Consider the following 16,012-nt stretch of genomic DNA (forward strand, 5'->3'; position numbering starts at 1 on the left):
GCGTGCCTGCTGCGCCCGGCGTGCCTGCTGCGCCCGGCGTGCCTGCTGCGCCCGACGTGCCCGGCGTGCCCATTCGTTCGACTGCCTTGTTCAAATCGTCGACGTTGCTTTGCAACTGATCCACGCGCCCTTGGACATCCGCCATGGCGCGCTGGTTGGAGGTCTGGGCATCGGCCTGCGCTTCGGCCTGGGCGGTGGCGCTATCGGTCGCCAGGCCCGAGGAAAGGCGCACGCGATCCTGCGGAGGCGTTGCCGTGGCGACGCCGTTATCGGCGGGACCGGCAACGCTGCCCGACGCCCCACTCTGCCCCTGGATGACGGAAGGATTCGCAGCGGACGCAGCGCCTATGCGCGAGCGGTACTTGGCGAAAGCCTCGGCGTGTTCGTTGAAGATTCTGCGCGCCTCGGCCGGATCCACCGCGCGCACGGTGGCCGCGTCCGGGATCGACAGTTTCTTTCCCGCGCGCACCAGATTCATATTGTTCTGGATGAACGCCTCGGGGTTCGCGCGCCACAGCGCCACCAGCATCTGGTAGACGGAAGCGTTGGGCACGGCATTGCGTTGGGCGATTCCGAAGAGATTGTCTCCGGTCTTGACGTTGACCGTCCGGCCGCCGGCCGATCGGGGCGTGCCGACCGAGGCCGGCGCCACCTCGGCGCTGGTGCCGCGCAGCGGCACCAGGATGCTGACCTGCACCTGCCGCTGCCCGGCGCTGGAACTGATGTCCAGCAGCAGGTCCACTGCCCCGCTGGCGGGAGGCTGCGTGGCCCGCACGCGCAAGTTCTTGCGCGTGGCGTCCATCCCGTCCTCGATACGCACCACCATGCTGGCCAACGGCACCGGCGGCTTCAGGCCTGCGCGCTGCCATGCGGCCTCGTCGGCGACCGACACCTTCAGCGACGACACTTCGTCGGGGGTCAGTTCCTGCAATCCAACCACCGCCTGCAATGGCGCGCCCGGCACGGAAACCACCCGCGAATGCCCCACGCGCATGGCCATCGCCGAACCGCACACGCTTGAGCCAATCGCCAACGCAATCGCCCACTGCAGGGCTTTCAAACGGCGGGCATGCTTCACTTGGCGCGAACGCTGGGTCATAAGCTGGAATTCCGTTCTTGTAGTCGAATTACGGGCTGGCGCTCATTCGCGCCGAACAGACGGGAATGGGCATCAATTCACCCGAAAAGTGTAATGGATCAAGCGCATTTCACAAACCTGAAAGGCGCGCCAGCGTTCGCTGGCATGCACATCCGCCACACATGCCGCAAGCCTCTTGCAAACGGCAAGGGCACCCGAAGGTGCCCTTGCGTGGCTTGCCCACATGGCCGGACGGCGCCAGGCGCCGCCCGCAAGCGCATCAGGCCTCGGCCAGCGCGATGCGCAGCATGCGGCGCAGCGGCTCCGCGGCACCCCACAGCAACTGGTCGCCCACGGTGAAAGCGCCCAGGTACTGCGAACCCATCGACAGCTTGCGCAGACGGCCCACCGGAATGTCGAGCGTGCCCGTCACGGCGACCGGAGTCAGCGCGGCAACGGTGGCTTCCTTGGTGTTCGGCACCACCTTGGCCCATTGCGTGCCCTGAGCGATCAGCGCCTCGATCTCGTCCAGCGGCAGGTCGCGCTTGAGCTTGATGGTCAGCGCCTGGCTGTGGCAGCGCATGGCGCCGATACGCACGCACAGGCCGTCGATCGGCGTGGCCGGCGTGCCGAAGGCGGCGCCGCGGCCGAGGATCTTGTTGGTCTCGACCTCGCCCTTCCATTCTTCCTTGGACATGCCGTCGCCCAGGTCCTTGTCGATCCAGGGAATCAGGTTGCCGCCCAGCGGCACGCCGAAATGCTCGTGGGGCAGCGCCGGATCCTTTTGCTTGGCCAGCACGCCGCGGTCGATTTCAAGAATGGCCGACGCGGGATCGTCCAGCAGGGGCTTGACCGACTGATTGATCTCGCCGAACTGGGTCAGCAGTTCGCGCATGTGCTGCGCGCCGCCGCCCGAAGCCGCCTGGTACGTCATGGTCGTCATCCATTCGACCAGATCGTTGTTGAATAGGCCGGCCAGGCCCATCAGCATGCAGCTGACCGTGCAGTTGCCGCCGACGAAATTGCGCACGCCGCGCTTGAGCGCCGCGTCGATGACCGGACGGTTGACCGGATCCAGCACGATGATGGCGTCGTCGGCCATGCGCAGCGTGCTCGCCGCGTCGATCCAGATGCCGTTCCAGCCCGCACCGCGCAACTTCGGGTAGATCTCGGAGGTGTAGTCGCCACCTTGCGCCGTCACGATGATCGGCAGTTTTTTCAGAGCATCAATATCGTAGGCGTCCTGCAGCGGGCCCGCGCCGTCGGCCCAAGTGGGCGCGGCGCCGCCAGCGTTGCTGGTGGAGAAGAAAACCGGTTCGATCAGTGCGAAGTCGTTCTCGTCGCGCATGCGTTGCATGAGCACCGAGCCGACCATACCGCGCCAGCCGACAAGGCCTACTGCTTGATTCATTTCAATCGCTCTTTAAAGGTGGAGACAAGGTCCGTGGGAAGAAAAGCCGTGCAATTCAACAATTTATCAGAATGCACGGGGAGATGTTGCGGCGCAGCTAGAAAAAATAGGGGCCACAATGGGCGCGGCAGGCTTGCGCGGCGCCGGGACAACAGGAAAAACAAGGGCCGGCGGGCGCCTTGGCGTCCGCCGGCCCGTCGTGTGCCGCCGGGATCAGGCCAGGGCCTTCAGGACCGCGTCGCCCATTTCAGCCGTGCCGACCTTGGTCGTGCCCGGCTCGAAGATATCGGCGGTGCGCAGGCCCTCGGCCAGCACGCGGCGCACGGCGGCCTCGATGCGGTCGGCCTGGGGCGCCAGGTTCAGCGAATAGCGCAGCAGCATGGCGGCGGACAGGATCGTGGCCAGGGGGTTGGCGACGCCCTTTCCGGCGATGTCGGGCGCGGAGCCGTGGCTGGGCTCGTACAGGCCCTGCCCGCCGGCGTTCAGCGACGCCGACGGCAGCATGCCGATCGAGCCGGTCAGCATGGCCGCTTCGTCCGACAGGATGTCGCCGAAGAGGTTGCCCGTCACGATGACGTCGAACTGCCGCGGATTGCGCACCAGCTGCATGGCGGCATTGTCCACGTACATGTGCGACAGTTCCACGTCGGGATACTCGCGCGCGATTTCGATGACGATGTCGCGCCAGAATTGCGAGGTTTCCAGCACATTGGCCTTGTCCACGCTGCACAGCTTCTTGTTGCGCTTGCGGGCCGATTCAAAGCCGATGCGCGCGATGCGGCGCACTTCGGATTCGGCGTAGCGCATGGTGTCATAGCCTTCGCGCTCGCCCGCGAACGCGCCGTCCGGCGACGAACGCACGCCGCGCGGCGTGCCGAAATAGATGTCGCCGGTCAGTTCGCGGATGATCAGGATGTCCAGGCCGGACACGATCTCGGGCTTCAGCGACGAGGCGCTGGCCAGCTCGGGATAAAGAATGGCCGGACGCAGGTTGGCGAACAGGCCCAGCGCCTTGCGCAGGCCCAGGATGGCCTGTTCCGGACGGAATTCGCGCGGCAGGCTGTCGTATTTCCAGTCGCCCACGGCGCCGAACAGCACGGCATGCGATTCCTGGGCGAGCTTCAGCGTTGCCGGAGGCAACGGATGCTCGAAGGCATCGAACGCCGCGCCGCCCACGGGCGCTTCCTTGATGTCGAAGGAGACGTCCAGCGCCTTAAGGACGCGCACGGCCTGTTCGACGATTTCCGGGCCGATGCCGTCACCCGGCAAGACTGCAATGTTGTGAGTCATACGAAAACGATCCTGTGATCAAAAAATGAAGACGTCAGGCGATGGGGCGGCTTTCCAGCCACGGATGGCGGGCCAGGCGCTCGGCCTCGAACGCGCGGATCTTGTCGGATTGGCGCAGGGTCAGGCCGATATCGTCGAACCCGTTGAGCAGGCAGTACTTGCGGAACGGTTCGATGTCGAAACCCATTTCGCGGCCGTCCGCCGCCACCACGACCTGCCGATCGAGGTCGACGCGCAGCTTGTAGCCCGGGAAGGCCTTCACTTCGTCGAACAGGCGCGCCACTTCCAGCTCGGACAGCACGATGGGCAGCAAGCCGTTCTTGAAGCTGTTGTTGAAGAAGATGTCCGCATAGGACGGCGCGATGATGGCGCGGAAGCCGAACTGCGTCAGCGCCCAGGGCGCGTGCTCGCGGCTGGAGCCGCAACCGAAGTTCTTGCGCGCCAGCAGCACCGAAGCGCCCTGGTAGCGGGGCTGGTTCAGGACGAAGTCCGGGTTCAGCGGACGCTTGCTGTTGTCCATGCCCGGCTCGCCGTGGTCCAGGTAGCGCAACTCGTCGAAAAGGTTCGGGCCGAAGCCGGTGCGCTTGATGGATTTCAGGAACTGCTTCGGGATGATGAGGTCCGTGTCGACGTTTTCGCGGTCGAGCGGGGCCACCAGGCCTTCGTGAGTGGTAAATGCTTGCATGATGTCTACTCGGTGCTTGACGCTTAACGGAACGTGCGGACGTCGACGAAATGGCCGGCGACCGCGGCGGCGGCGGCCATGGCCGGGCTCACCAGATGGGTGCGCCCGCCCTGCCCCTGGCGGCCTTCGAAGTTGCGGTTCGAGGTGGAAGCGCAACGTTCGCCGGGTTCGAGCCGGTCGGCGTTCATGGCCAGGCACATCGAACAGCCCGGCTCGCGCCATTCGAAGCCGGCATCGATGAAGATCTTGTCCAGCCCTTCGCGCTCGGCCTGCTGCTTGACGAGGCCCGAGCCCGGAACCACCATCGCCTGGCGCACGTTGGACGCCACGTGCTTGCCGCGCGCCACGGCAGCCGCGGCGCGCAGGTCTTCGATGCGCGAGTTGGTGCACGAGCCGATGAATACCCGGTCGACGCGGATGTCGGTCAGCGGCGTGTTGGGCTTCAGGCCCATGTATTGCAGGGCGCGTTCCATGCCACTGCGGCGAACGTCGTCTTTCTCGCGATCGGGATCCGGCACGCGGGAATCCACCGGCAGCACCATTTCGGGGGACGTGCCCCAGGTGACCTGCGGCTTGATATCGCGGGCGTTGACTTCCACTACGGAGTCGAACTTGGCGCCCTCGTCCGTGTGCAGCGTGCGCCAGTAGCCGACGGCCTGGTCCCAGAGCACGCCCGTGGGCGAGAAGGGACGACCGCGGAAGTATTCGATGGTCTTGTCGTCCACCGCGACCATGCCGGAGCGGGCGCCGGCCTCGATGGCCATGTTGCAGACCGTCATGCGGCCTTCCACGGACAGCGCGCGGATGGTGCTGCCGGCGAACTCGATGGCGTGGCCGGTGCCGCCAGCCGTGCCGATGATGCCGATGATGTGCAGGACCACGTCCTTGGCCGTACAGCCGAAGGGCAGTTCGCCTTCGACCTTGATCAGCATGCTCTTGGCTTTCTTCATGAGCAGCGTCTGGGTGGCAAGCACGTGCTCGACTTCGGACGTGCCGATGCCGAAGGCCAGCGCGCCCAGGGCGCCGTGCGTGCTGGTATGCGAATCGCCGCAAACCACCGTCATGCCGGGGAGGGTCGCGCCCTGCTCCGGGCCGATCACGTGCACGATGCCCTGGCGCAGGTCATTCATGCGGAACTCGGTGATGCCGTATTTCTCGCAGTTGGAATCCAGCGTATCCACTTGCAGGCGGGAGACCGGGTCGTCGATACCCTGGGCGCGGTTCAGCGTGGGCACGTTGTGATCCGCCACCGCCAGGTTGGCGCCGGTGCGCCAGGGCTTGCGGCCGGCGATCGCCAGGCCTTCGAACGCCTGCGGACTGGTGACTTCATGCACCAGGTGGCGATCGATATAGAGCAGACAGGTGCCGTCTGATTCCTGGTGGACGACGTGGGCGTCCCAGAGTTTGTCGTAAAGGGTTTGGGCCATGGATGCGCTCTGCAAATAGACAATCCGGCTCGTGCCTCGCGCGGTTGAAAGCAAATCGCTCCCGCGCCGGCCACTGCGGCATGAAGGGATTATGCACAGGGTCTGAACCTAGTACAAGCGCACCACATATACCAGTACTACTACTACCATGCTGGCTGAAAAATCAAGCTGCCGGGCAGTCCCGACCCAGCCCGGCCTGGCGGGGCATAGCTGGCATGCATGGATATAAATTCGCGGATACAAATTCAGCCCGAAAAATAGATACAAAATTATCAAAACGATAAAATCACGCAACGCTTGCGCTTTGCCATTTACGAAATAAAACGAAATAAATAGCATCAAAGACGCATTAAATCAGCACATTCAAGACATACAGAGCGAAGTTGATGCGGATTCAACAAAATTAGGGGATGATGCGCGACGAAACTACGAAATCGGCCGTGGAAATCTCATCAAGAATTAACAAATATTGACTCGTCAAAACTGACATTTCCACACAATATGCGGCCATTCATCCTCAACTCGACTCGCGAATAATCACTATGGCTTCGTTTCTGCTCAAAAGCACGACTTCGGTCCTTGCCCTGGCATTCGTTCCTGCGGCATTTGCACAGTCTTCCGCGCCCGCTGCTGCGCAGCCCGCGGTCACGATGAACCAGATCGTCGAACAGACGCTGCTCGGCAATCCGGAAATCCAAGCCAAGTATCACGACTTCCAAGCGTCGCTTGAGGGCCAGAACGTTGCCCGCGGAGCCTTCTTTCCGCAGATCAACGCGCAGGGCTACGTGGGTCGCGAGTACCGTCGCAATGTGCCTGGCGTGGGTTCGCAGGACTGGAGCCGCCCGGGCTACAGCGTCGAGTTGCGGCAGTTGATTTTCGACGGATTCCGCACGAGCAACGATGTCAAGCAAGCGGGCTTCGACAAGCTGGCGAAGTTCTATGACCTGCTGGCCACCAGCGACAACACCGCGCTCGCCGCCGTGCAGGCCTACGTCGACCTGCAGCGCTACCGCGACATGGAGTTGCTGGCCCGCCAGAACTATTCGCTGCACGAGGAAACGCTCAAGCAGATCAACGAACGCGCCGAATCGGGCGTGGGCCGCCGGGTCGACCTGGAACAGGCTGGCGGACGCCTGGCCCTGGCGCAGACCAACCTGATGACCGAGACCGCCAACCTGCTGGACGTGCAACAGCGCTTCCAGCGCGTGACCGGCGCCCTGCCCCCCCAATCGATGCAGCCGCCGCCCGACATCAGCGGCAAGCTGCCGGCCAAGCCGGCGGATTTCAACGAGTCGCTGCGCCGCAACCCCAGCTTCCTGTCCAAGCAGGCTGGCCTGCAGGCGGCCGAAGCCGGCGTGGCCTCGTCCAAGGGCGCGTTCTCGCCGAAGTTCGAGTTCGTGGCCGCCACGGGCCGCGACCAGAACGATCCGACGCCGCAAAGCCGCGACATCCAGAGTTCCAGCGTCCAGCTCGTGATGAGCTACAACCTGTACCGCGGCGGCGCCGACTCGGCCCGCGTGCGCCAGACCGCCGCGCAGTCCTATGCGGCGCGCGATATCCGCGACTACACCTGCCGCAACGTGCAGCAGGACCTGGCCGTGGCGTGGAACAACGTCGTCAGCCTGAACCAGAAGCTGCCCTTCCTGCGCGACCACGAAGTGGCCACCACGAAGGTGCGCGAAGCCTATCGCCAGCAATTCCAGATCGGCCAGCGCACGCTGCTGGACCTGCTCGACACCGAAAACGAGCTGTTCGAATCGCGCCGCGCCCTGACCAACGCCCTCTATGACCTCCAGCTCGCGCAATACCGCTGGCTGGCGCTGTCGCACCAGCTGCTGCCCGCCCTGGCCCTGCAGCCGGCGCGCAATGAAATGCCCGAGGAAAACGGCAAGCTGGTGGTTTCCGACGATGTGATCAAGCTCTGCAATTCGACGGTTCCCGACACTGCCCGCCTGGCTCCCGTGCGCGTGCAATACAACGAAGGCACGCTTCCGCCCACCTTCATCCCGATGAACGCGCCCAGCGCCAAGCCCTGAGCGCTCTCGAGCGCAAGGAGACCCCATGCCGAAACAGGGCAAAGACTTCTCGCAGTTGGACGCGGACTTCGTCCGCGTCCTGGAAGACCTGATCGACGCACTGATCGCCAATGGCACCTTGCGCATGACAGACCTGCCGATACAGGCACAACAGAAACTCACACAGCGCAAGCAGCAACGCGCGCGGCTCTCGGAACACCTGGACCTGCTGGATGACGAAGATGGACAAGTTATCTGAATTGGCCGCCCGGGAGTGGCGCGCGGACGCCCGCGCCGCGCACGACGATCCGCTGCTCGATTGCCTGGTCGAAATCACCCGGCTGCATGGCGTGACGGCCACGGCCCAGGCGCTGTCTTCCGGCCTGCCGCTGGAAGAACATCGGCTGACCCCTGCCCTGCTGCCTCGCGCGGCCGCGCGCGCGCAGTTGTCCGCCCGTGTAGTCAAGCGCACGCTGGACAGCATCTCGCAGGATTTGCTGCCCGCCATCCTGCTGCTCCATGGCGAACGCGCCTGCCTGCTGCTCAAGAAAGACGGCGGCGCTTACGTCGTCAGCCACCCCGAGCTGGGCGGTAGCTCGATCGAAATGAGCTCCGAGGAACTGGCGGCGCAATACACCGGCCTGGTGTGTTTCGTGCGCCCGCAGTTCCGCTTCGACGCGCGCGCGCCCGAGGTCGCCAAGGTGCGCCAGCGCCACTGGTTCTGGGCCGCGATCATGGAGAACCGCCGGCTGTACCGCGACGCGCTGATCGCCGCCCTGCTGATCAACGTCTTCGCGATGGCGATGCCTTTGTTCACGATGAACGTCTATGACCGCGTCGTGCCCAACAATGCCATCGAAACGCTCTGGGTGCTGGCCATCGGCATCACGCTAGTCGTGATCTTCAACATGATCCTGGGCACGGCCCGGTCGCACGTGGTGGACAGCGCCAGCAAGCGGGTCGACGTGCGCCTGTCCGCGCAGATCATGGAACGGGTGCTGGACCTGCGGCTGGAAGGCCGGCCGGTATCGGTAGGATCCTTCGCCGCCAACCTCCGCTCTTTCGAATCCATCCGCGATTTCATCGCCTCGGCCACGATCACCACGCTGGTCGACCTGCCCTTCATCCTGCTGTTCCTGCTTGCGCTGGCCTGGATCTCTCCCTGGATGATCCTGCCGCCGCTGGTCGCCATCGTGCTGATCCTGCTGGTGTCGCTGGCGGCGCAGGCGCGCATGGAATCCCTGACGATGGCCACCTTCCAGGCTTCGTCCCAGCGCAACGCGACGCTGGTGGAAGCGCTGACCGGCCTGGAGGCCGTGAAGACGCTCAACGCCCAGGGCTCCATCCAACGCAACTGGGAACGCGCCACGGAATACATCGCCCAGACCGGCGGCAAGCTCAAGCTGATCTCGTCGTCCACGGTCGGCTTCGTGCAGGCCGTCCAGCAGATGGTCTCGATTTCGGTGGTGATCATAGGCGTGTACCAGGCGCAGGAGTCGGCCATTTCCATGGGCGGCATCATCGCCGCCTCGATGATCGCAGGCCGCTGCCTGGCGCCGCTGGGGCAAGTGGCGGGGCTGTTGCTGCAGTACCAGAACGCCCGCACCTCGCTGGGTTCGATCGACAACTACATGAAGCTGCCGGTCGAGCGCCCGCCAGAAGCCGAATTCCTGCACCGCCCGGTCTTTCACGGCGGGCTGGAGTTCCGCGACGTGACCTTCACCTATCCGGGGGCCGCGCAGCCCGCGCTGAAGAAGGTGTCGTTCAAGCTCAAGCCAGGCGAAAAGGTCGGCGTCATCGGCCGCATCGGCTCCGGCAAGACCACCCTGGAAAAACTGGCGCTGGCGCTGTACCAGCCCACCGAAGGCGCGGTCCTGCTGGACGGCGTCGACGTGCGCCAGATCGATCCTGCCGACGTGCGCCGGGCCATCGGCCACGTGCCCCAGGATCCGCTGCTCTTCTACGGCAGCCTCAAGCACAACCTGGCCATGGGCGCGCCCTACGCCGACGACGCCAGCATCCTGGCGGCGGCCAACCTGGCGGGCGTTTCCGATTTCGCCAACCTGCACCCCAACGGGTTCGACATGGTGATCGGCGAGCGCGGCGAATCCCTGTCCGGCGGGCAGCGCCAGTCGGTGGCGGTGGCCCGGGCCTTGATCAACGACCCGCCCATCCTGCTGCTGGACGAGCCCAGCAGCAACATGGACCACCAGAGCGAAGCCCAGTTGCGCAAGCGCCTGGGCGAAGCCAGCGAGACCAAGACGATCCTGCTGGTCACCCACCGCACCGCGCTGCTGGACCTGGTCGACCGGCTGATCGTGATCGACAACGGCCACATCGTGGCCGACGGCCCGAAGGAACAAGTCGTCGAAGCCCTGCGTCAGGGACGCGTCGGACGCGGAGGCTGAGGTAACCATGCTGAACAACCCAGCCGAAACCAGGCCCGGCCTGTTTGGATTCCTGTGGCGCAAGCTACGCGGCGTGTTCGTGTTCTTCTTCGACCGTCTGCTGGACGGCGCCGAAAAGGGCAAGCCGCAGCACCGCTCCGATTATGTCGGCAACGCCGAATGGGTCATCCATGAATCCCACGCCCGCGGCTCGCGCATCCTGCTGTGGGTAAGCCTGCTGGCCACCGGCGGACTGCTCGTCTGGGCGGGCACCGGCAGCATCGACGAGGTCGTCCGGGGCGAAGGCAAGGTCGTGCCGTCGCGCCAGGTCCAGATCATCCAGAGCCTGGACGGGGGCATCGTCGACGAGATCCTGGTCCGGCCCGGCCAGGAAGTCGAGGCCGGCGAGGTCCTGCTGAGGATCGATTCCACCCGCTTCGCATCTTCGCTGGGCGAGAACAACGCCGAATACCTGTCACTGCTCGCCAAGGCGGCGCGCCTGAAGGCCCTGGCCACGGGCGACCCCTTCGTGGCGCCCGAAGAAGCCCTGGCTCAGATGCCGGGCGTGGTGGAAATGGAGCGCAACGCCTGGCAGGCGCGCACCACGGAACTAAACGCCACCGTCAACGTCGCCCGCGAACAGCTCAAGCAGCGCCAGGAAGACCTGCGCGAAACGATCGCCAAGCGCGATCAGGCCGCGACCAGTTGCGGGCTGACTTCGCGCGAGCTCCAGGTGACTCGCCCGCTGCTCAAGAGCGGCGCGGTCTCCGAGGTAGACCTGCTGCGCCTGCAGCGCGACGTGGCTCGCTATTGCGGCGAGCAGAAGGGCGCGGAGGCGCAGATCGACCGTTTCCAGGCTTCCATCAAAGAAGCCGAAAGCAAGATCCAGGAAACCGAGCTGAACATCCGCAACCAGGCCCGCAGCGAACTGTCCGAGACCAATACCAAGCTGTCGACGCTGCGCGAAGGCAAGCTCGCGCTGGCCGACCGCGTCAAGCTGGCCGAAGTCCGCGCCCCGGTGCGCGGCACCATCAAGACGCTGTTCAACAACACCGTGGGCGGCGTCGTGCAGCCGGGCAAGGACATCATCGAGATCGTGCCCAAGGACGACACCCTGCTGCTCGAGGTGCGCGTCCAGCCGCGCGACATCGGTTTCCTGCACGCCGACCAGAAGGCGGAAGTGAAATTCACCGCCTACGACTTCGCCATCTACGGTGGCCTGGAAGGCAAGGTGGAACAGATCGGCGCGGACACCGTGACCGATGAAAAAGGCAATTCCTACTACGTGGTCCGCGTTCGCACGGACCGCAGCACGGTAGGCGACAAACTGTTGCCCATCATCCCCGGGATGGTGGCGGAGGTTCATATCCTGACAGGCAAGCGCACGGTACTCCAGTACCTGCTCAAGCCCATATTGCGCGCCAAGGCGAACGCCTTCACCGAACGTTAAGGAGGGCTGTAAGGCTTTATGAAACCCGTTCCTGTCCTGTTGATTACGCACGACGACCTGTTGTGGCAGCATTGGCGCGCCCTGGACCCGGCGCGCTGGCTGGCAGCCCGCGGCCGCGGCCTCGCCGACCTGCAGCGGTGGCGCGAGCAGGGCCGCGCGCTGGCGGTGCTAGACACCGGCCTCCCCCGCTTGCCCTCCTGGCAGGATCCCATCTGGGCTCCCACCCTGGCGGACATGCGCGTGGTCGTCGCCAGCCCCAGTCCGAACGACGAGGAAGGCACCCGGGTGCTGGGCGCCGGCGCCCATGGCTACTGCCACGGCTACGCGCCTGCCGCGTCGCTGTCGCAGGCCCTGGAAGTCGTGGCCTCCGGCGGCATCTGGATGGGCAGGTCTTTGGTATCCAGGCTGCTCAAGCTGGTTGCCGAACGCACCCAGGACACGCACTCCTGGGACGGCGGCCTTCTGACCGAACGGGAAATCACGGTGGCGCGCTATGCCGCCAACGGCCAGGCCAACGCGCCGATCGCGGAAGCGCTGGGCATTACGGAACGGACGGTAAAGGCTCATCTGTCGGCCGTTTTCGAGAAACTGGGCGTCGCGGACCGCCTGCAGCTCGCGCTGCTCGTCCATGGCATTTCCGCACCCGCCGACAGCCGGATCAAAATTACCTCCTGATACTGTCCTTGAGGACAATATCCCGCGCCGGCGGCGCAATCTAGTATCTGGCCATCTTGGATAACTCCCTGAAACGGAACCAACATGGCCAACACCTCACCTGCAGTCGTCAACGAAATCACGGGTCGCGCGTGGATACGCAATAGCGACGGTTCCCTGACCGAACTGCACCAGGGCAGCAAAGTCCCCGCCGGCAGCGACGTCGTCACCGCCTCGGGCGCCACGGTTTCCCTTCAGGTGGGCGACGGCATGCCGATCGTCATCGGCGAAGGCCGCGAAGTGGCGATGAACGGCGACATCGGCGGCCCCCTGGCCGACCCGTCCGAAGCCGCGGTCGCTCCTCCCAGCGGCACGGATTCCGACCGCCTCCTGGCCGCCCTGCGCGACGGCCGCGATCCGTTCGATGAATTGGACCCCACCGCGGCCATCGTGGCCGGCGGCGGCGATGCCGGCGGCAGCAGCTTCGTGCGCCTTGCCCGCATTCTTGAAACCACCACTCCGCTGGACCTGGCCTACCCCAACCCGGCCCGCGGCAACGAAGTCCTGCCGCGCATGTCCGCCACTGGCGCCGGCGACGACGATGAAGCCGCCTCGCCCACGCCGACCACGCCCGTCAACAATGCGCCCAATGCGCTCGACGACGCGGGACGCGGCGACCAGAACAGCCTGGTGCGCGGCAACCTGCTGCTCAATGACTCGGACCCCGACGGCGATCCGCTTGCCATCACCTCGATCAACGGCCGTCCCATGACGCCGGCCGGCGTGACCGTCAACGGCAGCAACGGCGGCACCTTCACCGTCCAGCCGGACGGCAGCTACGTCTTCAACCCGGGCGGCAACTACACCCACCTGGCCGAAGGCGAAACGGCGACGACCACCATTTCGTACACGATCACGGATCCCGGCGGCGCCACCTCGACCGCGACCGCGGTCGTGACGGTTACCGGCACCAATGACGGCCCAGTGTCGAGCTCCATCTCGGACATGAGCGGCATCGACGCCGAAGCGGGCGTGAGCTACGACGTCTCCGGCCACTTCTCGGATCCGGACACCAGCGACAAGCTCACCTATACCGCCACCGGCCTGCCGCCCGGCCTGAGCATCGACCCGAACACGGGCCTCATTACCGGCACCATCGACCACTCGGCCTCGCAAGGCGGAAACAACGGCGTCTACACCGTCACCGTCACGGCCACGGACCCCTCCGGCGCGACCACCTCCCAGAACTTCGACTGGGACGTGACCAACCCGGCCCCCACCGCCGCCGACGACGCCGGCACCACCGACGAAAACACCGCCCTGACCGTCGACGCCCAGAACGGCGTGCTGTCCAACGACAACGATCCGGACGGCGACACGCTCTCCGTCTCGCAGGTCAACGGCAATCCGGCCGGCGTGGGTTCGGCAGTGACCGGCTCCAACGGTGGCACCTTCACCTTGAACGCCGACGGTTCCTACACCTTCAATCCGGGTTCGACCTTCCAGAACCTGGCCGCCGGCCAGACGGCGACCACCTCCATCACCTACGTCGTCTCCGACGGCGAAGGCGGCACCAGCACGGCTACCCTGACCGTTGAAATCACCGGCACCAACGACACGCCCATCCTGACCCCGGATGTGACGCTGGACAACCAGAACAGCAACGACGGCCAGACCATCGCCCCGATCGACATTTCCGGCCAGTTCAGCGACGTGGACGACGGCGACGTACTGACGTACTCGGCCAACGGCCTGCCGCCGGGCCTGACCATCGACCCGGCCACCGGCATCATTTCGGGCACGCTGGACCGCTCCGCCTCGCAAGGCGGCGCCGACGGCGTCTACACCGTTACCATCACCGCCACCGACAAGGGCGGCGCCACCGTTACGCAGGACTTCTCCTGGGACGTCAAGAATCCGGTGCCGACCGCCGTCGCCGACAACGGCGCGACCGACGAAGACACCTCGCTCAACGTCAGCGCCCAGAACGGCGTGCTGGCCAATGACACCGATCCGGACGGCGACACGCTGTCGGTCTCGCAGGTCAACGGCAACGCGGCCAACGTGGGCAATGCCATCGCCGGCTCCAACGGCGGCACGTTCACGCTGAACGCCGACGGCTCCTACACCTTTAACCCGGGCTCGGACTACCAGAGCCTGGCGGTGGGCGAGAAGACCACCAGTTCGGTCACCTACACCGTCTCCGACGGCGAAGGCGGCACCAGCACGACCACGCTGACGGTCGAGATCACCGGCACCAACGATACGCCCACGGCCATCGCGCTGGACAACCAGAACAACATGGATGGCGACGTCGTCGACTACAACCTGTCCACGTTCTTCAGCGACGTAGACAACGGCGACGTCCTCACCTATTCCGTCGACCACGTGCCGGGCGGCCTGTCGTTCGACCCGGCCACGGGCACCTTCTCCGGCCAGTTCGCCAACTGGGCGTCCGACCATACCAATACGGGCGTGAAGGGCGAATACCTGATCACCGTGACGGCCACCGACAAGTCCGGCGCCTCCGTCTCGCAGACCTTCCTGTGGAAGGTGGGCAACCCCGAACCGGTCGCCGCCAACGACACCGGCAACACGGGCGAAGACAACATCCTGATCGTCGACCACCGCACCGAAGGCGTGCTGGGCAACGACACCGATCCGGACGGCGACGCTATCTCCGTCTCGCACGTCAATGGCAACGCAGCCGGCGTAGGCACGGCCGTGACCGGCTCCAACGGCGGCACTTTCACGTTGAACGCCGACGGCACCTACACCTTCAACCCGGGCTCGGCCTTCCAGTACCTGGCCGCCGGCCAGACCGCGACCACCTCCATCACGTACACGGTGTCCGACGCCCAAGGCGCAACGGACACGGCCACGCTGGTCATTACGATCACCGGCAGCAACGACGGCCCGATCCTCACGCCGGACGTCATCCTCAACGATCTGAGCAGCAATGACAGCGACGTCATTACCTCCGTCGACATCGCCAAGCAGTTCCAGGACGTCGACGCGGGCGATACCCTGACCTACAGCGCCACCGGCCTGCCGCCGGGACTGACGCTCGATCCCGTCACCGGCCTCATCTCCGGCAAGATCGACTCTTCGGCCTCCCAGGGCGGCCACAACGGCGTCTACGAGGTCGTCGTCACCGCCACCGACTCGTCGGGCGCCAAGGTCAGCCAGACCTTCGAATGGGACGTCAAGAACCCCGCGCCGAAGGCCGTCGACGACAATGGCGCCACGGACGAGGAAACCTCCCTTACGGTCGACGCCCAGAACGGCGTGCTGAGCAACGATAGCGACCCCGACGGCGACACCATCAAGGTTTCGCAGGTCAACGGCAACGACGCGGACGTCGGCAAGCCGATAGCCGGTTCGCACGGCGGCACGTTCACCCTGAACGCCGATGGGTCCTACTCGTTCAACCCGGGCAGCGACTTCCAGTATCTGAACGACAACCAGTCCGCCACCACCTCGATCACGTATACGGTCACCGACGCGGACGGCGCCAAGACCACCGCCACGCTGACCGTGACCGTGACCGGCCAGACCGATGCACCGCCCGTCATCACCCCGGAAGACAGCGACGGCAACGTCACCGGCGCGCAC

11 protein-coding genes are annotated in these 16,012 nt (G+C 65.3%); 6 read left to right on the top strand and 5 right to left on the bottom strand.

Annotation, left to right across the window (positions count from 1 at the left end):
* The 5 genes from JL37_RS06010 to leuC form a co-directional block, all read right to left on the bottom strand.
* Positions 1-1,099 (bottom strand): FimV family protein (locus JL37_RS06010; RefSeq protein WP_043542660.1); only part of this gene is annotated, 1,099 nt, incomplete at its 3' end.
* Between the two features lie 259 nt (positions 1,100-1,358).
* Positions 1,359-2,489, bottom strand: coding sequence for an aspartate-semialdehyde dehydrogenase (gene asd / locus JL37_RS06015; RefSeq protein WP_043542661.1), 1,131 nt, complete (start codon positions 2,487-2,489; stop codon positions 1,359-1,361).
* 213 nt (positions 2,490-2,702) lie between these two features.
* On the bottom strand, positions 2,703-3,779 hold the full coding sequence (leuB, locus tag JL37_RS06020) for a 3-isopropylmalate dehydrogenase (protein ID WP_043542662.1): 1,077 nt from the start codon (positions 3,777-3,779) through the stop codon (positions 2,703-2,705).
* 34 nt (positions 3,780-3,813) lie between these two features.
* A complete protein-coding gene (gene leuD, locus JL37_RS06025) occupies positions 3,814-4,464 on the bottom strand; it encodes a 3-isopropylmalate dehydratase small subunit (RefSeq protein ID WP_042792891.1) in 651 nt (216 codons plus the stop codon).
* 23 nt (positions 4,465-4,487) lie between these two features.
* Positions 4,488-5,891 (bottom strand): 3-isopropylmalate dehydratase large subunit, encoded by a 1,404-nt coding sequence (gene leuC / locus JL37_RS06030; RefSeq protein WP_043542663.1) that lies wholly within the window; start codon positions 5,889-5,891, stop codon positions 4,488-4,490.
* Positions 5,892-6,433: 542 nt separating this feature from the next.
* Between leuC and JL37_RS06035 the strand changes: the two genes are divergently transcribed.
* The 6 genes from JL37_RS06035 to JL37_RS06060 form a co-directional block, all read left to right on the top strand.
* Entirely contained in the window at positions 6,434-7,927 is a 1,494-nt protein-coding gene (locus JL37_RS06035) for a TolC family outer membrane protein (protein WP_043542664.1), read from the top strand.
* Positions 7,928-7,952: 25 nt separating this feature from the next.
* Positions 7,953-8,165, top strand: coding sequence for a hypothetical protein (locus tag JL37_RS06040; RefSeq protein WP_043542665.1), 213 nt, complete (start codon positions 7,953-7,955; stop codon positions 8,163-8,165).
* A complete protein-coding gene (locus JL37_RS06045; protein ID WP_043542667.1) occupies positions 8,149-10,314 on the top strand; it encodes a type I secretion system permease/ATPase in 2,166 nt (721 codons plus the stop codon). Before JL37_RS06040 ends, JL37_RS06045 begins: the two co-directional genes overlap by 17 nt.
* Positions 10,315-10,321: 7 nt before the next feature.
* Positions 10,322-11,743, top strand: a complete 1,422-nt coding sequence (locus JL37_RS06050) for an HlyD family type I secretion periplasmic adaptor subunit (RefSeq protein WP_043542668.1) — start codon at positions 10,322-10,324, stop codon at positions 11,741-11,743.
* Between the two features lie 18 nt (positions 11,744-11,761).
* Positions 11,762-12,418 carry a response regulator transcription factor gene (locus tag JL37_RS06055; RefSeq protein WP_043542670.1) on the top strand — a complete coding sequence of 219 codons (657 nt, stop codon included), beginning with the start codon at positions 11,762-11,764 and terminating at the stop codon, positions 12,416-12,418.
* An 84-nt stretch (positions 12,419-12,502) separates the two neighbouring features.
* Positions 12,503-16,012 (top strand): retention module-containing protein (locus JL37_RS06060; RefSeq protein WP_156124234.1); only part of this gene is annotated, 3,510 nt, incomplete at its 3' end.

The organism is Achromobacter sp. RTa, assembly GCF_000757485.1.
Lineage (GTDB): Bacteria > Pseudomonadota > Gammaproteobacteria > Burkholderiales > Burkholderiaceae_B > Achromobacter.

Excerpts from the sequence above, each read along its gene's own strand:
- leuD (WP_042792891.1), bottom strand. The coding sequence starts at position 4,464 with ATGCAAGCATTTACCACTCACGAAGGCCTGGTGGCCCCGCTCGACCGC.
- asd (WP_043542661.1), bottom strand. The coding sequence starts at position 2,489 with ATGAATCAAGCAGTAGGCCTTGTCGGCTGGCGCGGTATGGTCGGCTCG.
- JL37_RS06045 (WP_043542667.1), top strand. The coding sequence starts at position 8,149 with ATGGACAAGTTATCTGAATTGGCCGCCCGGGAGTGGCGCGCGGACGCC.
- leuB (WP_043542662.1), bottom strand. The coding sequence starts at position 3,779 with ATGACTCACAACATTGCAGTCTTGCCGGGTGACGGCATCGGCCCGGAA.
- JL37_RS06035 (WP_043542664.1), top strand. The coding sequence starts at position 6,434 with ATGGCTTCGTTTCTGCTCAAAAGCACGACTTCGGTCCTTGCCCTGGCA.
- leuC (WP_043542663.1), bottom strand. The coding sequence starts at position 5,891 with ATGGCCCAAACCCTTTACGACAAACTCTGGGACGCCCACGTCGTCCAC.
- JL37_RS06050 (WP_043542668.1), top strand. The coding sequence starts at position 10,322 with ATGCTGAACAACCCAGCCGAAACCAGGCCCGGCCTGTTTGGATTCCTG.
- JL37_RS06055 (WP_043542670.1), top strand. The coding sequence starts at position 11,762 with ATGAAACCCGTTCCTGTCCTGTTGATTACGCACGACGACCTGTTGTGG.
- JL37_RS06040 (WP_043542665.1), top strand. The coding sequence starts at position 7,953 with ATGCCGAAACAGGGCAAAGACTTCTCGCAGTTGGACGCGGACTTCGTC.